This is a genomic window from Stenotrophomonas sp. GD03930 (assembly GCF_029839665.1).
GTDB classification, from domain to species: Bacteria; Pseudomonadota; Gammaproteobacteria; order Xanthomonadales; family Xanthomonadaceae; genus Stenotrophomonas; species Stenotrophomonas forensis.
This window is the reverse complement of sequence record NZ_JAOCAV010000003.1, coordinates 475,427-495,623: the sequence shown is the minus strand read 5'-3', so window position 1 is coordinate 495,623 and position 20,197 is coordinate 475,427. Positions and strand designations below refer to the sequence as shown.

The window sequence follows — 20,197 nt, the reverse complement described above, 5'->3', positions numbered from 1 at the left end:
AGAACCCGCATCGGCGGGCACCACGGACAGCATCGCTCCGCCCGCCGGGATGGCAGTGGGAGAGGCGATGCCGGTCCGGTGGGGGCGGGCCATGCGATCGGGTCGAAGAGGGCAGGTCGGGTCGCGACCTGGCCCGATCCTGCAACAGCCGTCGCGACCTGACAAGTGCCATTTAGTTCGATCCAAATGCGGGAAATAGTGCGGTCGGCGGGTTTCCGGCGCGAACCCGCCGGATCGATTGAAGAAATCGCCCTGCCGATCCGGCCTGCGCAGGGGCGGCACAATGTCGGGGCGGCCCGGATGCTAGAATCACAGCCCTCGCAACCCGTTCATCGACATCCGCCATGAGCCATACCGCCACCGCGCCCGCCAACGCCGAGAAGCGCTACACCGTGCACCGCAGCGACCTGCCGCTGAGCTGCCCGACCCCGGAAATGGCGCTGTGGAACTCGCATCCGCGCGTGTACCTGCCGATCGAAGACGAGCCCAACGGCGAAGCGCAGTGCCCGTACTGCGGTTCCGTGTTCGTGCTGGCCGACTAAGCGGCCGCCCCTTCGATGCGCCGATTGACCGTGGTGCAGTTGCTGCCGGCGCTGCACTCCGGCGGTGTCGAGCGCTCGACCCTGGAAATCGCTGCGGCGCTGGTCGCCGCCGGCCATCGCGCGCTGGTGGTTTCCGCCGGTGGCCGCCTGGTGCAGCCGTTGCTCGATAGTGGTGCCGAGCACCTCACCCTCGACATCGGCCGCAAGTCGCTGCTGACCCTGCGGCATCTGCCGACCCTGCGGCGCCTGTTTGCCGAGGTCGGCGCCGACATCGTGCATGCCCGTTCGCGGCTGCCGGCCTGGCTGGGCCTGTACGCGATCCGCGCCATGCCCGCCGCACAGCGCCCGCACTGGGTCACCACCGTGCACGGGCTGAACTCACCCAGCCGCTACAGCGCAGTGATGACCAGCGGTGAGCGCGTGATCTGCGTATCCAACAGCGTACGTGACTACGTGCGCCGGCATTACCCGACGGTCCCCGAAGCGACGCTGCAGGTGATCCCGCGCGGCGTCGACGTCGCCCAGTTCCCGCGCGTGGCGCGCGCCGACCGCCGGCCGCGCCTGGCGCTGGCGGCCGATCATCCGTGGCTGGCGCAGGTGGAAGGCCCGCTGCTGCTGCTGCCGGGGCGGGGCACCCGCCTGAAGGGCCACGCCCATGCGCTGCAGCTGCTGTCCGACGTGCGCGCCGCCGGTGTGCCGGCCCAGCTGTGGATGCTGGGCACCGATGAACCGGGCCGCGAAGCCTATGTGGCGGATCTGCGCCGGCAGGCGACGGCGCTGGGCGTGGCCGAGGCCGTGCAGATCAGCGCGCCCACCGCACGCATTGCCCAGGCCTATGCCGCCAGTGACCTGGTGCTGCAGCTGTCGGACAAACCGGAAGCCTTTGGCCGCACCGTGGTCGAGGCGCTGTCGGTCGGCCGCCCGGTGCTGGGCTGGGACCATGGCGGCGTGGGTGAACTGCTGCAGCAACTGCAACCCGCGGGCGCCGTACCGTTGGGTGATGCGCGGGCACTGGGTGAACGCGCGCTGGCCCTGCTGGCGCAGCCGCCGTCCCTGCCGGCGCGCATCCCGTTTACCCTGCAGGCCATGCAGCGTGACACCCTTCGCCTCTATGCCGACCTTGCCGGCTGACGCCACGGTTCCCCTGCGCGACGACCGCGCCGGGCGCTGGGCACCCTGGTGGGTGCTGGCGTACGTGGCGATGTGGCCGCTGCCGGGCATCGCCGAAACCGTGCTCGGACTGGGCGCGCTGTACGCCGCCGCGCGCATGGTCATGCGCCGCCTGCAGCGCCGTCCGCACCTGCTGAGCACGGCGGCCTGGGCGCTGACCTCGATCCTGTTCCTTGGCTACTGGCTGCCGCAGGCGTTCTCGGCCATCGATGCCATCGATCCTGCAGCATCGTGGACCAAGGCGGCCGCCGGCCTGCGCTATCTGCCTTTCATGTGGCTGGTGGCAATCGCTGTCGCCACGCCCGAACGGCGAAGGCTGACCTTCGGTGGCCTGGCACTGATCACGGGTGCATGGACGCTGGATGCACTGGTACAGGCCGTGGCCGGTACCAGCCCATGGTTCTGGTCGCTGGAACACCTGAAGCTGGCCGTAAGCGGCCACGCGTTGTGCCCGGCGGACGAAGCCGCCCTGGCTGACCGGCTCAGCGGTGCCCTGGGGCCCTGCAACCTCAAGTTCGGCCAGGTGCTGGCCAGCCTGTCACCGTTCCTGTTGTTGCCGATCGCGCGGCGCTTCGGCAATGCGGGCTGGTTGCTGGCGGCCGCCGCGCTTGGCGGCGTGCTGCTGCTGGCAGGGTCGCGTGCCTCGTGGATCACGTTCGCACTGGTGCTGGCCTACAGTGGCGTGCGCCAGTTCGGCTGGAAGCGGCTGGCGTTGCTGGCGCTGCTTGCGGTGCTGGCAGCCGGCGCGTTGACCGCCAGCGTGCCGCAACTGCGCGAACGCTTCGCGCGTACGGCGATGGCCTGGGAGGGCGGCGAACGCGGTGTCGACCAGGCGCTGTCCGGGCGTGCACGGATCTGGCAGGCCGCCGTGTGCATGATTGAAGAACATCCGATCAACGGTGTCGGCGCACGCGGCTTCCGCGATGCCTATCCGGCCTGCGTCGCCGATGAGGGGCCGGCGGTCTGGGGTAATGCGCCTGCGCTGCATGCCCATCAGATCGTGCTGGAAATCCTCGCTGAAACCGGCGTGCTCGGTCTGCTGCTGTGGTTGGCGGCGGTGGCCCAGGCCTGGCGCGCATGGCGCTATGCGCCGGCCAGCGCGCGTGAGCGCGCGCGCCCGGCGATGCTGGCGCTGGCGGTCACGGTGTTTCCGCTCAACACCCACCTGGCGTTCTACTCGGCGTTCTGGGGCGGCCTGACGGTGATGCTGGCCGCGCTGTTCGCCGGCAGCCTGCTGGCGCGCGAGGCAGAGGATTCGCCGCCGATACGGTAGTTGCCAACCTTGGTTGGCCATCCCCAGGTCGAGGGTCAGATCATCGGCGCCAACCAAGGTTGGCGACTACCTCGCGCATGCAGACGCCCAGCAGTCCGGTCGATGTCAGCCCTGGCTGGCACCGGCTGCCACATCCAGCTAATTGTAGAAATCGCTCCGCCCGCCCGGTTGGCGCTTGAAACGGCGATGGATCCACAGGTACTGGTCGGGGGCCTCGCGCACCATCGCTTCGATGGCCTGGTTGACCCGGGTGGTATCGGCTTCAACGTCTTCGCTGGGGAAGTTTTCCAGCGGTGCGCCGATCTTCAGGAAGTACTTCCCGCCTTCGCGGCGGTGGAAGTACGGGATCACGGCGCAGCCGGTCATCCGCGCCAGCTGGTGGGTGGCGGTGATGGTGGACGCGGTGTGGCCGAAGAACGGCACGAACACGGTGTCCTTGCCGCGCATGTCCTGGTCCGGCGCGTACCAGAGGAAGCCGCCCTTCTTCAGGTGCCGCACAGTGGCGCGGATGTCTTCGTTGGCATACATCGCCTTGGCGTAGCGCAGGCGACCGAACTTCACCGCCCACTCGTACACCGGGTTCTTGTGCTTGCGGTACATGCCCGACAGATCGACGTAGTCACACAGCAGGCGGCCGCACATCTCCAGGGTCATGAAGTGGCCGGAGACCAGCAGCACGCCGCGTCCTTCGGCCTGCATCCGGCGCAGGTGTTCCAGGCCCTCGATCTGTACCTGCGGGCGGATGCGGTCGATGCTGCCCCACCAGGCGCGGATGCATTCGAACACGCCCACGCCCAGTGCATCGAAGCTGTCGCGTACCAGGCGCTGGCGCCAGGCCTCGTCCTTTTCCGGGAAGCACAGCTGCAGGTTGACCTCGGCGGCGCGGCGGCGGCTGCCGAGCAGGCGCCAGCTGATCCAGCCGACGCCACGGCCCAGCGCGCGCTGCAGCATCCACGGCAGGCGGGCGATGGCGAAGGCGCCGAACATGACGGCGAACATCGGCCAGTTGCGGGGATCGCGCAGCGACGGGCGGATGGCAGTGGAGGCATCGGACATTGCTCCATTCTACCAACCCGGCCGCGTGTCTTTCCCGGGGGCCTCCCGTATCCTTGCCGCATGCGTAAAGACCCTGTCGAATGGATCCTGCGCGGCCTGTATTCGGCCGTGCTTTACCTGCTGCTGCCGATCACCGTGTACCACCTGGTCTGGCGCGGTTTCCGGGTCCGTGAATACTTCCGGCGCTGGGACGAGCGCTACGCCTCCTACCCACAGCCGACCGGCCAGCCGCGGGTCTGGCTGCATGCGGTGTCGGTGGGCGAGGTCAATGCCGCCGCCCCGCTGGTCAATGCCCTGCGCCAGCAACGCCCGGATATCCGCTGGGTGATCACCACCATCACCCCGACCGGGTCCGAACGCGTGCGCGCGCTGTGGGGCGACGCGCTCGACCATGTCTACCTGCCGTACGACGTGCCCGGCAGCGTCAACCGCTTCCTCGGCCACTTCCGGCCCAGCCTGGCGCTGATCCTGGAGACCGAGCTGTGGCCGAACATGCTGTTCGGTTGCCGCGACCGCCGCATTCCGGTCTACATCCTCAATGCCCGCCTGTCGGCCCGCTCGCTGCGTGGCTATCGGTTGCTGGCAGCGCTGATCCGTCGCGCCCTGCGCACGGTCACCTGCGTCGCCGCCCAGTCGCAGGATGATGCCGAGCGCTTCGTGCAGCTGGGCGCGGCCCCCGAGCAGGTGCAGGCGCTGGGCAACCTGAAGTTCGACATCGCCACGCCGGACGTTCAGGATTTCGTCGCGCAGTTCCATGCGCAGGTACCCGCTGAACGCCCGGTGTGGATCGCCGCCAGCACCCATGACGGTGAGGAGCAGGCGGTGATCGACCTGCACCGTCGCCTGCGCCAGCAGCATCCCGACCTGCTGCTGCTGTGGGCGCCGCGCCATCCCGAGCGCTTCCCGAAGGTGGAGGCCCTGGCGCGCGAGCAGGGCTGGAATGTGGCGACCCGGCGTGCGATGCAGTGGCCGGACGCCGGCACCGATGTGTTCGTCATCGACACCCTGGGTGAACTGATGCCGTTCTATGCCTGTGCGCAGGTGGCGTTCGTCGGCGGCAGCCTGCAATCGATCGGTGGCCACAACCTGCTGGAACCGGCGGCGATGGGCACCGCCGCGGTGACCGGCCCGCACCTGCACAACTTCTCCGAGATCTCACGACGCATGCGCGAGGCCGGTGCCCTGCTGATCGGCGAGGACGTGCAGGCGGTTGGCGATCTGCTGCAGCACCTGCTTGATGACGAACGTGCACGCGAGGACATGGCGCGTGCCGGCTGCACCCTGGTCAGCAACGGTCGCGGCGCATTGCAGCGTACGCTGGCGCTGGTGGCCCCCCACCTGCCTCCTCCGCGCAGCTGAGGCCGCAGGGGATTCGATCCACGTACTGCGGATCGAATGACGTGATCGCCTGCATCAATTCTGCTTAACGGCGAGATTCCTGTCGTTGCAGGACCGTGGAACGGTGTGCCGACGTGCCTGCGATCACAATGCGGCGTGCACGCCACGGATTCTGATATCGCCCTTCGCCGCAGGCTGCCAGCCTGCTGTCGAACCTGCTTGGGCGGATATCAAGGAACCTTGCGATGGATAGCGACAGCGGCCCGGGCGACATGGGCGATGCAGGGCCGGGCAGGGACCACCTTGCAGGGGTGATCCTGACCCTGATGCTGGGTGGCAGCGTGATCGCGCTGGTGGGGCAGCACACCGCCGCACAGGCAGGCCCTGCGATCGTGTTGAGCCTGTTGCTGGCTGCGCTGGGCACCGCGCCGCTGCTGTATTGCCTGCACATCCTGGGCCGGCAGCTGCCGGTGGCCGAGGGCCTGCACGGCCTGCTGCGGGCGCGTTGGGGCAGGGTCCCGGCCGGCCTGCTCGGCGCCGCGCTGCTGGTGGAACTGATGGCGACCAGCGCCGGCGTGGCGCAGTCCATGGCCAGCCACGTGCATGCGCTGCTGGCCAGCTGTGGCATCGAGGCCGGTAACGCGATGCCGGTTGCGCTGATGGCCACCCTTGGCCTGCTTCTGCTTGGGCTGATCGGATTGCTGCCACCGAGGCGTGGGGCGCTGGTGGCCTGTGCGTTGCTGACGGTGAAGCTGGGCACCGGCCTGTTGCTGCTGGTGCTGGCGGCCCGCCATGTGCACTACGCGCTCTGGATACCGTGGCTGCCGGAGGCCACGGCGCCCTATCGCTTTGGGCCAGGAGGAGTGCTGGCAGCCAGCGTGCCGCTGCTCGGCGTGTTTGCCTGTGCCGGCCTGGTGCTGGGATTTCCCGGCGTGTGTGGCCAGGTGCGGACGCGACAGGCAGCGTTGCTGGCGAGCACGCTGCTGCTGGCCATGCTGCTGCTGATCGTGCTGGCCGCGTTGCAGTCCGGCCTGGTCGAGTTTCCGGCCTTGGCCAGTACGCGGCCGTTGTCGGTGGCATTGCAGCAGCACCCGCAACTGCAGTGGATGATGCCGCTGCTGCCACTGGCGGGGGCGAGCGGGTTGGCGGCACTCCTGCTGGTGCTGCTGCGGGTGGCTGCGCGGTTGGCAACGCAGTTGTGGACGGCGGCCCGCGATGCATCGCATGGGCGTGTTGCGCCGCCGATGCCGGTCGCGGTGGTGCTGGCCGCGGCGCTGCTGGCGCTGGCGATGCCGATGGGCACATTGCCGGTGCTGCCTGGGCCGGCAACCCTGCTGGTGATGGCGGCGCTGTGCCTGGCTGCCCTGCGCGCGCAGGTTCCGCTACCACGCGCCCTGCCGGTGCTGGCCCCCCTGGCCGCCGCGCTGTGCCTGTTGGCCGCCGCGGAACGGATGCGTGCGTGGCCCGGCTGACGACCAGGCAAGCCTCCCATGCGTGGAGGCTTCGGCCTGCGTCGCGCACAAAAAAAAGCCACCCTCGCGGGTGGCTTCTTCGTTGCCGGCAGGGCGGCGACTCAGTGCGTGGTCGTTGCCGGGTTGCCTGCGTCCTGGGTCAGCAGGCGGTTGACGTCCTGCAGCTCGGCCACATCCAGTGCGCCCAGCGACTGGCTCAGCAGCAGGCGGTTCTGCAGGAAGGTGTAGCGGGCGTTGGCGTAATCCAGCTGCGCCGAGAACAGGATGCGCTGGTTCTGGATCACGTCCAGCACGGTACGGGTACCGACTTCCAGGCCAACCTGCGAGGCGTCGTACGCGCTCTGCGCCGAGACCACCGCCAGGCGGCGGGCTTCCACTTCGCTGATGCCCTGCACCAGGGTCTGGTAGGCGTTGCGGGTGTTGCGGTCCAGGGCACGCTTCTGCTGTTCGTAGCCGTCCTGGGCGATGTCACGCTGGGCCAGCGCCTGGCGCACGCCGGACTGGGTGGCACCGCCGGAGAAGATCGGCACGCTCAGGGTCAGGCCGATGCTGTTGGTGCGTGCGTCCGGCGACAGCGAGCCGGCACCGGTGCTGTCACCCCAGGTCGCGCTCTTGCCCCAGCTGCCGCCCAGCGACAGGGTCGGGTAATGGCCACCGCGGGCGGCCTGCACGCTGGCTTCGGCGGCACTGACCTTCAGTTCCTGCGCCTTCAGCGCCGGATTCTGGTTGGTCGCCTGGTGCACCAGTTCGTCGATGTTGCCGCGGTTGGCCGGCACTTCCGGGCGGAAGTCCGCCGGCAGGCCACGCAGGTTGACCACCGGCTGGCCGGTCAGTTCGGTCAGGGCCTGGTAGTTATCGGCCAGGGTGTTCTGCGCAACGATGGTGTTGGCGCGCGCCTGGTCGTACTGGGCGCGTGCTTCGTGCACGTCGGTGATCGGCGCCAGGCCCACTTCCAGGCGCTTGTCGGCGAAGTCGAACTGCTTCTTCGCGGCCGCTTCATTGGTCTGTGCGGCGTTCAGCGATTCGATCGCCACCAGCACGTTGAAGTAGGCCGCCGAGGTGCGCACGATCAGGCTGTCGTTGGCCGAGTCGAGGGTGAAGTCCGCCGCCTTGCTCAGTTCGCGCTGCGAACGCAGGTTGTTGATCTGGGTCCAGTTGAACAGCGTCTGGCTGCCGTCGATCGTGTAGTTGCGGCGCTTGCTGGTGAACGAGCCCGAATTGACATCGGCGTTCGGCTCACTGCGTGTGCGGTTCAGCGTGGCCTGGCCATTGATCTGCGGCAGCAGGGCAGCGCGCGCCTGCACGGCGCCTTCCTTGTCGACCAGCCGGGTCGATTCGGCGGCGGACAGCTGCGGATCGCCGTTGCGCGCCATCTCATAGACCTGCAGCAGGTCGGCGGCATGGGCGGACAACGGCAGCAGGGCAGTGGCCAGCGCAACAGCGAGGGATCGGCGGATCATTGCGGCTTCCTTGGACTCAGAGGTGGAACTGGGGTGCCGGGGCGGCACCGCGCAGGTAATCGATATCGGTTTCGAACAGCGATTCGGTGCTGCCGTCGGCCTTGACCAGCAGGGCCTCCATCGCCGGCGAGCGGCCCTGGATCACGAACAGGCGGCCACCCGGACGCAGCCACGAGGCGAACTGTGACGGCACCACGTCGACCGCACCAGTGACACAGATCACGTCAAAACGGCGTTCGGTCTGCCAGGACATGGCGTCGGCCACTTCCACACGGACATTGGTGCCCAGGCCGGAGGCGTCCAGACGGGCGCGTGCGGCGGCGGCCAGTTCCGGGTCGATCTCCAGGCTCAGCACGTCGCGCGCCAGCGCGCCGATGCAGGCAGCCAGGAAGCCGCTGCCGGTGCCGATCTCCAGCACTTCGTCACCCGGCTGCAGGTCCAGTGCCTGCAGGGTACGGCCCTCGATGACCGGCTTCATCATCTTCTGGCCATGGCCGATCGGCAGTTCGACGTCGGCGTAGGCCAGCGCCCGGTGCGCGTCGGCGACAAAGGCCTCGCGCGGCAGGCGGGCGAGGACGTCGAGCACCTTGATGTCCAGCACGTCCCAGGGACGGATCTGCTGTTCCACCATCAGTTCGCGGGCGTGGGCGTAATCAATCGTCATGAGGTTCAAATCCAGCGCAGTGGGCCGGCCATTTTACCGGTACCGGAGGCCGGCGGCGCGCCCAGAGCATCAGCTGCCGGGTGGCCGGGGTCGCAGTGCCGGAAGTCATCGCGACCTCCGGTTCGTTCAGTTTTGGTTATCCGGCCGTCCCGGTCCCTCTCGGCGCATAGGCGCGCAGGAAGAAGTCGATGCTGGCGGTCACGTGGGTGATAGGGTCGCACTCCACCGGTGACAGTGGCATGCCGCACATCATATGCATGTGCACTTCGCCCTTCACCAGGGTCAGGAACTGCTGGGCGGCGAGGTAGTAATCGGCAATCTCCAGCTCGCCGCGTTCGCCGCGCGCGCGCAGGAAGTCGGCCAGGGCCGCGCAGGTACGTTCCGGGCCGGCCTGCCAGAACAGCTCGCGCAGGCGTTCATCGGTTTCCGGGGCCATCATCATGCGCTGGATCGAGATCGCCGCATCGGAGGTGATCAGCTCGAAGAAGGCCAGGCCGATGCCGATCAGCTGGTCGCGCAGCGGGCCGTCCGCGTCGGACACGAACAGGGCGTCGGGCAGCATTTCAATGCATTTGGACTGCACGGCCTCGGAGAACAGGGTCTCCTTGTCGCCGAAATGGCTGTACACGGTCAGCTTCGAGACGCCGGCCTGAGCGGCGATGGCGTCCATGCTCACGCCGGTATAGCCCTGTTCGATGAACAGTGCCTTGGCTGCTTCAAGGATCGCCGCGCGCTTGCCGAGATCCTTGGGGCGCCCGGGTCCGGCGGCCTTGGCAGCAGGCTTGGCCGACGGCTTGCGGGAAGTAGGAGAACTCATCGCAACAATACTAGACCAAGCGGTTCGATATTTATACTATACCGACCGGTTTATTAAATTGGGCCGGCAGTCGCGGCTCCCCCCTTGTTGGACCCTGCGTTTTCAGGACGTTGACCGATGAAGATCGTGCGCTGGATGGGCGGTATGGTGTGGGTGGCTGCGCTGGCAGCCTGTTCGGGACAGGAACAGGCGCCGCAGGCGGCCGTGCCGGTGCTGGTGGTTCACCCTGGCGAGCAGGCCGGGCAGGCGCCTGCGGCGTTCCCGGGCACGGTGCGTGCACGCCAGGAAAGCCCGCTGTCGTTCCGCGTCGGCGGCAACCTGGTCAAGCGCCACGTCGATGCCGGCCAGCGGGTGAAGAAGGGCGACGTGCTGGCCGAGCTGGACGTGGCCGACTTCGCGCTGCAGGCCCGCGCTTCGCAGGCCCAGCTGGCCGCGGCCGAGGCCGACCTGGTGCGCGCCCGCGACGACCTCAAGCGCTATCAGGTGCTGGCCGACCAGCAGCTGGTCAGCCGCTCGCAGCTGGACCAGCAGTCTGCCGCGTTCAAGGCCGCGCAGGGCCAGGCCAATGCGGCGCGTGCCAACCTCGATGTGCTGCGCAACCAGGCCGATTACGCGCAGCTGCGTGCACCGGCCGACGGCGTGATCGCCAGCCGCGAGGCCGAAGCCGGGCAGGTGGTGTCCGCCGGCCAGACCATTTTCAACCTGGCCGCCGACGGTGGCCGCGAAGTGCTGATCGACCTGCCCGAAGCCACCATCCGCGATTACGCGGTCGGCCAGCCGGTCGAGGTGGAACTGTGGAACCGTCCGGGCCAGCGCCTGCCAGGCACGATCCGCGAGATTGCCGCCGCTGCCGATCCGCAGGCACGGACCTATGCGACCCGGGTCAGCCTGGCGGCCGATGCAATGGCTGATGTGGAGCTGGGCCAGAGCGCACGTGTCTACAGCAGCGCCGGCCGCCACGGCAGCCTGCAGCTGCCGCTGGGCGCGCTGCAGCGCGGTGGCAACGGTGCCGCCAGCGTGTGGGTGGTCGATCCGGCCAACAGCACGCTGAAGGCTGCGGCGGTCACCACCGGTGCCTACGGCAGCGAGACGGTGCCGGTGCTCACGGGCGTCGGCGCAGGCGACTGGGTGGTCGCCGCCGGTGGCCATCTGCTGCGTGCCGGCCAGCCGGTGATCGCCGTGGACCGGCAGAACCGCCCGGTGCTGAAGCCGGCCGCGCCGGCCGCCGCCGCCAAGGCCAAGGAGTAAGCCGGTGCGCCGCTTCAATCTTTCCGAGTGGGCGTTGGCCAACCGTCCACTGGTGCTGTTTGCGATGCTCGCCTTCGCGCTGATCGGCGCGTGGTCGTACAAGCACCTGGGCCAGTCCGAGGATCCGCCGTTCACCTTCAAGGCGATGGTGGTGCGCACGCTGTGGCCGGGCGCCACCGCCGAGCAGGTCTCGCGGCAGGTGACCGAGCCGATCGAGAAGGCGCTGATGAACACCGGCGAGTACGAGTTCATCCGCTCGTACTCGCGCCCGGGCGAATCGCAGGTGATCTTCATGGCCCGCGACAGCCTGCGTTCCCGGCAGATTCCGGACCTGTGGTACCAGGTGCGCAAGCGCGTGGGCGACATCCGGGCGACGCTGCCGCGCGAGATCGTCGGCCCGTTCTTCAACGATGAGTTCGGCGACACCTACGGCAACATCTACGCGCTGACCGGCAAGGGCTTCGACTACGCCGTGATGCGCGATTACGCCGACCGCATCCAGCTGGAACTGCAGCGCGTGCCGGACGTCGGCAAGATCGACCTGGTCGGCCTGCAGGACGAGAAGGTGTGGATCGAGCTGTCCAATACCCGCCTGGCGACGCTGGGCGTGTCGATGCAGCAGGTACAGCAGGCGCTGGCCGACCAGAACGCGATCACCGGTACCAGCTTCTTCGAGACCGCCACCGATCGCGTGCAGCTGCGCGTGACCGGCCAGTTCAACGATATCGAGGCGATCCGCCAGTTCCCGATCCGTGCCGGCGACCGCACCGTGCACCTGGGTGACATCGCCGAGGTGAAGCGAGGCTTTGCCGACCCGGCCTCGCCGAAGATGCGCTTCATGGGCGAAGAAGCGATCGGCCTGGCCGTGGCAATGAAGGACGGCGGTGACATCCTCAAGCTCGGCGCCAACCTCGATGCCGAGTTCGAGCGCCTGCAGAAGACCCTGCCGGCGGGCATGCAGCTGCGCAAGGTGTCCGACCAGCCGCAGTCGGTGGAAGAGTCGGTGGGCGAGTTCGTGCAGGTGCTGACCGAGGCGGTGGTGATCGTGCTGCTGGTCAGCTTCTTCTCGCTGGGCCTGCGTACCGGCCTGGTGGTGGGGGTGACCATTCCGCTGGTGCTGGCGATGACCTTCTTCGTCATGCACTACTTCGACATCGGCCTGCACAAGATCTCGCTGGGCGCGCTGGTGCTGGCACTGGGCCTGCTGGTGGACGATGCGATCATCGCGGTGGAGATGATGGCCACCAAGATGGAACAGGGCTACGACCGCCTGCGTGCGGCCAGTTTCGCCTGGGAGTCGACCGCGTTCCCGATGCTGACCGGTACCCTGATCACCGCGGCCGGCTTCCTGCCGATCGCCACGGCGGCATCGAGCACCGGTGAGTACACCCGCTCGCTGTTCCAGGTGGTGACCATCGCGCTGGTGGTGTCGTGGATCGCAGCGGTGCTGTTCATCCCTTACCTGGGCGACAAGATGCTGCCGGACCTGTTCAATCCGCAGCCGCCCAGGCCGGGCAGCCTGTCCGCGCGCTGGCATGCCAGGCGGCAGCAGTGGGCCGACCGCTACCCGGCGCTGGCCAACCTGATCGCACCGCCGCAGCACGGGCACGACCATGACCCGTACCAGCGCCCGTTCTACCGCAGCTTCCGTCGCTTCCTCGACGCCTGCCTGCGCCGTCGCTGGTGGGTGATCGCCGCGACCATCGCGCTGTTCGTGTTCTCGCTGATGATGTTCCGCTTCGTACCGCAGCAGTTCTTCCCGGATTCGACCCGGCCGGAGCTGATGGTGGACATCGAGCTGGCCGAGGGCGCGTCGCTTCGCTCGACCCAGGCCCAGGCCGAGAAGCTGGAAAAGCTGCTGTCCAGCCGCGACGGCATCGCCAACTACGTGTCCTATGTCGGCACCGGCTCGCCGCGCTTCTACCTGCCGCTGGACCAGCAGCTGCCGGCGACCAACTTCGCCCAGTTCGTGGTGCTGGCCAAGGACATCAAGTCGCGCGAAAGCACCCGCGACTGGCTGCTGCACGAGGTGATCCCGAAGTTCCCGGATGTGCAGATGCGCGTGACCCGCCTGGAGAACGGCCCGCCGGTCGGCTACCCGGTGCAGATGCGCATTTCCGGTGAGCACATCGAGAGGGTGCAGGCGATCGCGCGCCAGGTCGAGGCCAAGGTGCGTGAGAACCCGCACGTGATGAACGTCAACCTGGACTGGAGCGAACCGAGCAAGGTGGTGCGGCTGGTGATCGACCAGGAGCGTGCCCGCGCGCTGGGCGTGAGCAGTGCCCAGGTCAGCCAGTTCCTGTCCAGTTCACTGGCCGGGCAATCGGTGAGCGTGTACCGCGAAGGCAACCGCCAGATCGAGATGCTGCTGCGCGGCCCGGCCGATGAGCGCAACCAGCTGGAACTGCTGTCGAGCCTGTCGATGCCCACCGCCAACGGCGGCAGCATCACGCTGTCGCAGGTGGCGACGATGGAGTACGGCTTCGAGGACGGCATCATCTGGCATCGCAACCGCCTGCCGACGGTGACCGTGCGCGCCGACATCAGCGATGGCATGCAGCCGCTGGACGTGGTGCACCAGATCCTGCCGACGCTGGACGGCATCCGCGCCGAACTGCCCAGCGGCTACCTGCTGGAAACCGGCGGTACGGTCGAGGATTCGGCCCGCGGCCAGAACTCGATCAAGGCCGGCATGCCGCTGTTCCTGGTGGTGGTGGCGACGCTGCTGATGCTGCAGCTGCGCAGCTTCTCGCGCGCAGCGATGGTGCTGGTGACCGCGCCGCTGGGCATCATCGGTGCGACCCTGTTCCTGCTGCTGTTCCGCGCGCCGTTCGGCTTCGTGGCACTGCTGGGCACGATCGCACTGGCCGGCATGATCATGCGCAACTCGGTGATCCTGATCGACCAGATCCAGCAGGACATCGACGCCGGCCATGACCGCTGGCATTCGATCATCGATGCCACGGTGCGCCGCTTCCGTCCGATCGTGCTGACGGCGCTGGCTGCCGTGCTGGCGATGATTCCGCTGTCGCGCAGTGCGTTCTATGGCTCGATGGCGATCTCGATCATGGGCGGCCTGATCGTGGGAACGGTGCTGACCCTGGTATTCCTGCCGGCGTTGTATGCGGCGTGGTTCCGGGTCAAGCCGGACGAATCCGGGGCATGATGCCCCGGGTTGCCCTGCCTCGGCCTCTGGCAGGTGCCAACCTTGGTTGGCACTGACGCATGCATCCACGCATGGCGTGGATGGATCTGCTCGCGGGATCTGCTTTCTGTAGAGCCGAGCCATGCTCGGCTGCTCTTCGCACGATGATGGGATGAGTCGAGCATGGCTCGACTCTACAGAAGCATCCACGCATGGCGTGGATCTACTGCAGCTGCAGTCCGGTGCGCAGCAATGGCAGCAACCACTCGATGAAGACCTGCACGCGGTGTGCGCGGTGCTGCCGGTGCGGCTGCAGCAGGGTTACCGGCAGCGGATGCGCGACGTGCTGCGGCAGCACTTCCACCAATGCACCTGATTGCAGTTCGGCCTGCACGTCGTAGCGCGGAATCTGCAGCAGCCCGAGCCCAGCCACGCAGCAGGCAATCGACGCCTCGGCGCTGTTCACCCGCACCCAGCCTGGCATCGGTAGCGTGTGCAGCTGGCTGCCGTCCTGCCACTCCCACGCTTCCACCCGCGCCGTGGTCGGCGAAGCGTAGTTCACCGCGCGGTGCTGCTGCAGATCGGCAGGATGCTGCGGTACGCCGTGCTCGCGCAGATAGGCCGGTGCGGCAACGTTGACGAAATCGAGCTGGCCCAGGGTGCGGGCCACCAGACTGGAGTCGCTCAGCTGGCCGACGCGCAGTACGGCATCGCAGCCATCTTCGATCAGGTTCACCGCACGGTCGGTCATGCCCAGGTCCAGCTCCACCTGCGGGTAGCGTGCAAAGAAGTCGGGCAGGGCCGGGGCGAGGATGCGGCGGCCGATGCGGCTGGGCACGTCGATCTTCAGCAGTCCCACCGGCTGCGCGTCGTCCTGGCGGAACAATGACTCGGCGTCCTCGACCTCGGCAATCAGGCGCAGGCAACGGGCATGGAACACGTCGCCATCGTGGGTGGTGGAGACCCTGCGGGTCGAACGCTGCAGCAGGCGGGTGCCCAGCCGCTGTTCAAGTTCAGCGATGGCCGCTGACACCGTCGAACGGGGCAGGCCGAGCTGGTCGGCGGCGCGCGTGAAGCTGGCGCACTCCACTACGCGGGTGAAGATGCGGAAGCGATCGATCCGGTCCATTGTTCGCTGGCTCTGGAAAGTTAAGTCAATGTAGCGGGCTTTATCCGTGTTTTCTGCACGATATCGTCGTCAGGGCAGGGTTGCCACCCCGGGCAGCCCCCTCCCGAGACCAACGCCATGACCGACCATTCCCTCAAGGGCAAGACCGTGCTGATTGCCGGTGGCGCCAAGAACCTGGGCGGCCTGCTGGCCCGCGACTTTGCTGCGCAAGGGGCCAGGGCCATCGTCATCCATTACAACAGCGCCGCCACCCAGGCCGATGCCGAAGCCACCGTTGCCGCCGTGCAGGCCGCTGGCAGCACGGCCGTCGCCCTGCAGGGAGACCTGACCTCGGCCGCGGCGATGGAGCGCTTGTTCGCCGATGCGGTGGCGGCTGTCGGTCGTCCCGACATCGCCATCAACACGGTCGGCAAGGTGCTGAAAAAGCCGTTGCTGGAGATCAGCGAAGCGGAGTACGACGAGATGAGCGCGGTCAATGCCAAGGCTGCGTTCTTCTTCCTCAAGGAGGCTGGTCGCCACGTCAATGATGGCGGTCGCATCTGCACTTTGGTCACGTCGCTGCTGGGTGCGTTCACACCGTTCTATTCCAGCTATGCCGGGACCAAGGCGCCGGTGGAACACTTCACCCGCGCAGCGTCGAAGGAATTCGGCGAGCGCGGCATCTCGGTGACCGCGATCGGTCCCGGTCCGATGGATACGCCGTTCTTCTACCCGGCCGAGAGTGCCGATGCGCAGGCGTACCACAAGACCGCGGCGGCGCTGTCGGCATTCACCCGCACTGGCCTGACCGACATCGCCGACATCGTGCCGTGGATCCGCTTCCTTGTCACTGATGGCTGGTGGATGACCGGGCAGACCATCCTGGTCAACGGTGGGTACACCACCAAGTAAAGCAGCCACGCAGGGCGTGGCCGCGAGGTACCTGTAGAGTCGAGCCATGCTCGACTGCTGTTGCGTGAGTCGAGCATGGCTCGACTCTACAGGAGTTGCAGGACAGGTCAGCCCAGCTTCGCCAGCACCGCATCCGTCGCGGCGGCGGTGCTCACCGCCTGGCCCTTGGCGGCCAGGTCGGCGGTGAACACGCCGTCGTCCAGCACGGCATGCACCGCGGCTTCCACCGCCGCGGCTTCGGCGTCCAGCCCCAGCGAATGGCGCAGCAGCATCGCAGCGCTGAAGATCGTCGCGTACGGGTTGGCGATACCCTTGCCGGCGATGTCCGGGGCCGAGCCATGGATCGGCTCGTAGATGCCGACTGCGCCCGGTTCGCCCAGCGACGCCGACGGCAGCAGGCCCAGCGAGCCGGCCAGCATCGAGGCCTCATCGGTGAGGATGTCGCCGAACATGTTCTCGGTGACGATCACGTCGTACTCGCGCGGCTTGGCCAACAGGTGCATGGCCATCGAATCAACCAGCTGGTGTTCCAGTGCCACGTCCGGGAATTCCTCGCGGCCGATGCGTGCGGCCACGTCACGCCACAGGCGCGAGGTTTCCAGCACGTTGGCCTTGTCCACCGAGGTGACCTTGCCACGGCGCTGTTGCGCCAGGCGGAAGGCACTGCGTAGCACGCGCTCGATCTCGGCCACGGTGTAGCGGCACAGGTCGCTGGCGCTGTCGGCGTCGCGGGTCTTGTCGCCGAAGTAGATGCCGCCGGTCAGTTCGCGTACCACCACGAAGTCCACGCCCTGCAGCAGCTCGGCCTTGATCGGCGAGGCGTGCAGCGCCGCCTCGTGGGTGCGCACCGGGCGCAGGTTGGCATACAGGCCCAGCGCCTTGCGGATTGCCAGCAGGCCCTGTTCCGGGCGCACCTTGGCGTTCGGGTCGGACCACTTCGGGCCACCGACCGCACCCAGCAGCACCGCGTTGGCGGCCTGGCAGGCGGCCAGGGTGGCGGCCGGCAAGGGTTCGCCATGGCGATCGATGGCGATGCCACCGATGTCGTGTTCGCTGAAAGCAAAGGTGTGGTTGAAGCGTTCGGCGACGGCCTTCAGGACGGCAACTGCCGCGGCGGCCACTTCCGGGCCGATGCCATCACCGGGCAGGACAACAATTTCAGCGTGCATGCTCACTCTCGTAACGTTCGATTTCAGGGACACGGCCCAACAGATACCCCAACTGGTCGACACCTTCCAGCAGGCAGGTCTGCGAGAAGCCATCCAGCGGGAAGGAATAGACGCGGCCATCCGGGGTGCGCAGTTCGCGCGCGGCCACGTCGATGGTCAGCTCATCGTCCGGGTGCTGCATCAGCGCCTGCACGTCGGCCTCGTCCAGCACGATCGGCAGCAGGCCGTTCTTCAGCGAGTTGCCGCGGAAGATGTCGGCGATCTCGCTGCTGACGATGGCGCGCAGGCCGAGGTCGGTCAGCGCCCACGGTGCGTGCTCGCGCGAGGAACCGCAGCCGAAGTTGCGGCCCGCCAGCAGGATGCTGCGGCCGGCGTTGTGCGGCTGGTTGAACGCGAAGTCGGCCACCGGCGAACCATCGGCCTGCCAGCGCCAGTCATTGAACGCATTGCGGCCCAGGCCGGCACGTTCGGTGGTGGACAGGAACCGCGCCGGAATGATCTGGTCGGTGTCGATGTTGGTCTGGCGCAGCACCACGCTGGCCGAGCTCAGGGTACGGAAACCGGCCATCACGCCACCTCCTGTGCGAACAGTTCGCGGGTATCGGCCACCTGGCCCTTCACCGCCGCCCATGCCGCGCTCATCGGCGACGCCAGCAGAGTGCGTGAACCGGGGCCCTGGCGGCCCTCGAAGTTGCGGTTGCTGGTGCTCACCGCCAGCTGGCCCGGGGCGACCAGGTCACCGTTCATGGCGATGCACATCGAGCAGCCCGGCTCGCGCCATTCGGCACCGGCCGCGCGCACGATCTCATGGATGCCTTCGGCCTCGGCCTCGCGCTTGACGATCTCCGAGCCCGGCACCACCAGCATGCGCACGCCGTCGGCGACGCGGCGTCCGCGCAGCACCTGCGCCACTTCGCGCATGTCACTCAGGCGACCATTGGTGCACGAACCAACGAACACCACATCCACCGGCGTGCCGGCCAGCGCCTTGCCGGCCTGGAAGTGCATGTAGTCCAGGCCCTTCTGCGCGGCGGCATCGTTGGCGGCCGGAATCGGCGCATCCACCGCGATGGCAGTACCCGGATGGGTGCCCCAGGTCAGGGTCGGGCGGATATCGGCGGCGTCGATGTGCACTTCGCTGTCGAAGCGTGCGCCGTCATCGCTGCGCAGCTGCTGCCAGCGCGCCACGGCGGCCTCGAAGTCGGCGCCCTTGGGGCCGCGCGGGGTGTTGGCGACGAAGTCGAAGGTGACCTGGTCCGGCGCGACCATGCCGGCACGCGCGCCGGCCTCGATCGACATGTTGCACAGGGTCATGCGCTGTTCCATGTCCATCGCCGTGATGGTGCTGCCACGGAACTCGATCACGTGGCCGGTACCGCCGTTGACGCCAATCACGCCGATGATGTGCAGGACCACGTCCTTGGCGCCGACGCCAGGTGCCAGCGGGCCGTCCACGGTGATCCCAAGGGTCTTGGCCTTGCGCTGCAGCAGGCATTGCGTGGCCAGCACGTGGCCGACTTCGCTGGTGCCGATGCCGAACGCCAGCGAACCGAACGCACCATGGGTGGAGGTGTGGCTGTCACCGCAGACGATGGTCATGCCGGGCTGGGTGAAGCCCTGTTCCGGTGCGATCACGTGGACGATGCCGCGGTTGTCCGAGGCCATGTCGAACAGCTCGATGCCGTGCTCGGCGCAGTTGCGCGCCAGCGTGGCGACCTGCGCCTCGGAGGCGGCACTGGCGTAGGGCAGCGTGCCGTCGGCGGCAGCCGGCAGGGTCGGCGTGGAGTGGTCCATCGTCGCCTTGGTGCGGTCCGGCCGGCGCGGCGACAGGCCGCGCTCGCGCAGCTCGGTGAACGCCTGCGGTGACGTGACCTCATGGATCAGGTGCAGGTCGATGTACAGCACGGCGGGCGCGCTGTCGGATTCGGGAACCACCACGTGGGCGTCCCACAGTTTGTCGTACAGGGTGCGGGGTGCGGAAGTCATGCGTGTGCCTGGCAGAAGTACGAAGGTGCGGACATCGGGAAAGATAACGAACGGATCATGTCAGCGGCGACGGGCGAGTACCCGCAGCCGCACGTAGTCGGCCAACGGCTGGCCGGCGGCGTTGCGCGGCAGATCGGCCAGCAACGCGGTGGCGGCCTCGCGCACGGTGGCGCGGACCTCGGCGGGCAGATCGTCCAGCAACGGCGCAGCGAATACCCGCAGCCATCCGGCCACGCCGGTCGGTAGCGGGGTTGGGCGCGGCGTGCACTCGATCAGCTGCACCTGGAAGCCATGCTGGCGCAGGCGGTCGGCGTAGGCGTCGGCACTGGGGAAATACCACTGGAAGGCGCTGGCACCGTGGCCATGCGCCACGCGCGCGGCCTGTACCGCGGCGATGATCGTGGCCACATTGCCATGGCCACCGAACTCGGCAACAAAGCGGCCACCCGGGCGCAGGGCACGGCGCACGCCTTCCAGCACGCGGTCAGGCGTGCCCATCCAATGCAGGGCGGCATTGCTGAACACTGCGTCGAACTCGCTGTCGAACGACAGCGCATGGCCGTCCATCACCTGCGCATCGACACCGCGCGCACGGGCCGCAATCACCAGTTCCGGCGACGCGTCCACGCCGTGGATGCGTGCGCCGCTGAGGGCCAGTTCGGTGCTGAGCACGCCATCGCCACAGCCCAGGTCGAGGATGCGTTCACCGGCGCGCGGGTCGAGCAGGCGCGCCACCGCGCCGCCGAGCAGCGGCACGAAGCCGGCGTCGATCGCATAGTCCTGGGCGTTCCAGTGCTGCCCTGCAGGCAGCGCAGTGGTGTCGAAGGCGCTCATGGC

Annotated in this window: 17 protein-coding genes; 8 read left to right on the top strand and 9 right to left on the bottom strand. The window is 68.0% G+C overall.

The genetic code is table 11. The annotated features are described in order from the left end of the window. Positions 1–344: 344 nt before the first annotated feature. The 3 genes from N5C18_RS17905 to N5C18_RS17895 are packed head-to-tail and all read left to right on the top strand — an operon-like array spanning position 345 to position 2,985. Positions 345–542, top strand: coding sequence for a zinc-finger domain-containing protein (locus N5C18_RS17905; RefSeq protein ID WP_005410967.1), 198 nt, complete (start codon positions 345–347; stop codon positions 540–542). Between the two features lie 15 nt (positions 543–557). After that, entirely contained in the window at positions 558–1,673 is a 1,116-nt protein-coding gene (locus N5C18_RS17900) for a glycosyltransferase (protein WP_180879081.1), read from the top strand. Beyond that, positions 1,654–2,985 (top strand): O-antigen ligase family protein, encoded by a 1,332-nt coding sequence (locus tag N5C18_RS17895; RefSeq protein ID WP_053450744.1) that lies wholly within the window; start codon positions 1,654–1,656, stop codon positions 2,983–2,985. Before N5C18_RS17900 ends, N5C18_RS17895 begins: the two co-directional genes overlap by 20 nt. 138 nt (positions 2,986–3,123) lie before the next feature. Here the strand turns inward: N5C18_RS17895 and N5C18_RS17890 are convergent, their stop codons facing one another. Beyond that, positions 3,124–4,041, bottom strand: a complete 918-nt coding sequence (locus N5C18_RS17890) for an LpxL/LpxP family Kdo(2)-lipid IV(A) lauroyl/palmitoleoyl acyltransferase (RefSeq protein WP_053510811.1) — start codon at positions 4,039–4,041, stop codon at positions 3,124–3,126. A gap of 60 nt (positions 4,042–4,101) precedes the next feature. On the opposite strand from N5C18_RS17890, the gene waaA reads away from it, so the two are divergent. Further along, positions 4,102–5,400, top strand: a complete 1,299-nt coding sequence (gene waaA / locus N5C18_RS17885) for a lipid IV(A) 3-deoxy-D-manno-octulosonic acid transferase (protein ID WP_279945293.1) — start codon at positions 4,102–4,104, stop codon at positions 5,398–5,400. 224 nt (positions 5,401–5,624) lie between these two features. Then, entirely contained in the window at positions 5,625–6,851 is a 1,227-nt protein-coding gene (locus N5C18_RS17880; protein ID WP_164242286.1) for an amino acid transporter, read from the top strand. A gap of 101 nt (positions 6,852–6,952) precedes the next feature. Here N5C18_RS17880 and N5C18_RS17875 read toward each other — a convergent pair whose 3' ends face one another. From N5C18_RS17875 to N5C18_RS17865, 3 genes are all read right to left on the bottom strand, one after another. Further along, positions 6,953–8,311, bottom strand: a complete 1,359-nt coding sequence (locus N5C18_RS17875) for a TolC family outer membrane protein (protein WP_053510808.1) — start codon at positions 8,309–8,311, stop codon at positions 6,953–6,955. Positions 8,312–8,327: 16 nt separating this feature from the next. Next, entirely contained in the window at positions 8,328–8,975 is a 648-nt protein-coding gene (locus N5C18_RS17870; protein ID WP_164242288.1) for a protein-L-isoaspartate O-methyltransferase, read from the bottom strand. 136 nt (positions 8,976–9,111) lie between these two features. Further along, positions 9,112–9,792: a TetR/AcrR family transcriptional regulator gene (locus N5C18_RS17865; RefSeq protein ID WP_279945292.1), complete on the bottom strand. Its 681-nt coding sequence runs from the start codon at positions 9,790–9,792 to the stop codon at positions 9,112–9,114. A 117-nt stretch (positions 9,793–9,909) separates the two neighbouring features. On the opposite strand from N5C18_RS17865, the gene N5C18_RS17860 reads away from it, so the two are divergent. Together N5C18_RS17860 and N5C18_RS17855 are read left to right on the top strand one after the other, a co-directional pair. Then, positions 9,910–11,040 carry an efflux RND transporter periplasmic adaptor subunit gene (locus tag N5C18_RS17860; protein WP_164242292.1) on the top strand — a complete coding sequence of 377 codons (1,131 nt, stop codon included), beginning with the start codon at positions 9,910–9,912 and terminating at the stop codon, positions 11,038–11,040. A 4-nt stretch (positions 11,041–11,044) separates the two neighbouring features. Continuing rightward, positions 11,045–14,206 carry an efflux RND transporter permease subunit gene (locus tag N5C18_RS17855; RefSeq protein WP_279945291.1) on the top strand — a complete coding sequence of 1,054 codons (3,162 nt, stop codon included), beginning with the start codon at positions 11,045–11,047 and terminating at the stop codon, positions 14,204–14,206. A gap of 202 nt (positions 14,207–14,408) precedes the next feature. Here N5C18_RS17855 and N5C18_RS17850 read toward each other — a convergent pair whose 3' ends face one another. Then, the gene (locus N5C18_RS17850) at positions 14,409–15,314 is read right to left on the bottom strand and encodes a LysR family transcriptional regulator (protein ID WP_271261989.1); all 906 of its coding nucleotides are present in this window, start codon (positions 15,312–15,314) and stop codon (positions 14,409–14,411) included. Positions 15,315–15,431: 117 nt separating this feature from the next. Here N5C18_RS17850 and N5C18_RS17845 point away from each other — a divergent pair, with 117 nt between their 5' ends. Beyond that, the gene (locus tag N5C18_RS17845; RefSeq protein WP_053450736.1) at positions 15,432–16,205 is read left to right on the top strand and encodes an SDR family oxidoreductase; all 774 of its coding nucleotides are present in this window, start codon (positions 15,432–15,434) and stop codon (positions 16,203–16,205) included. Positions 16,206–16,312: 107 nt separating this feature from the next. Here the strand turns inward: N5C18_RS17845 and leuB are convergent, their stop codons facing one another. The 4 genes from leuB to N5C18_RS17825 are packed head-to-tail and all read right to left on the bottom strand — an operon-like array spanning position 16,313 to position 20,194. Then, on the bottom strand, positions 16,313–17,374 hold the full coding sequence (gene leuB / locus N5C18_RS17840; RefSeq protein ID WP_164242298.1) for a 3-isopropylmalate dehydrogenase: 1,062 nt from the start codon (positions 17,372–17,374) through the stop codon (positions 16,313–16,315). Further along, a complete protein-coding gene (gene leuD / locus N5C18_RS17835; protein WP_053510801.1) occupies positions 17,364–17,942 on the bottom strand; it encodes a 3-isopropylmalate dehydratase small subunit in 579 nt (192 codons plus the stop codon). The genes leuB and leuD overlap by 11 nt, the downstream gene beginning before the upstream one ends. Then, the gene (gene leuC, locus N5C18_RS17830; RefSeq protein ID WP_279945290.1) at positions 17,942–19,360 is read right to left on the bottom strand and encodes a 3-isopropylmalate dehydratase large subunit; all 1,419 of its coding nucleotides are present in this window, start codon (positions 19,358–19,360) and stop codon (positions 17,942–17,944) included. Before leuC ends, leuD begins: the two co-directional genes overlap by 1 nt. Positions 19,361–19,420: 60 nt before the next feature. After that, complete coding sequence (locus N5C18_RS17825; RefSeq protein ID WP_053450731.1) at positions 19,421–20,194, bottom strand: class I SAM-dependent methyltransferase; 774 nt, start codon at positions 20,192–20,194, stop codon at positions 19,421–19,423. Between the last annotated feature and the right edge of the window lie 3 nt (positions 20,195–20,197).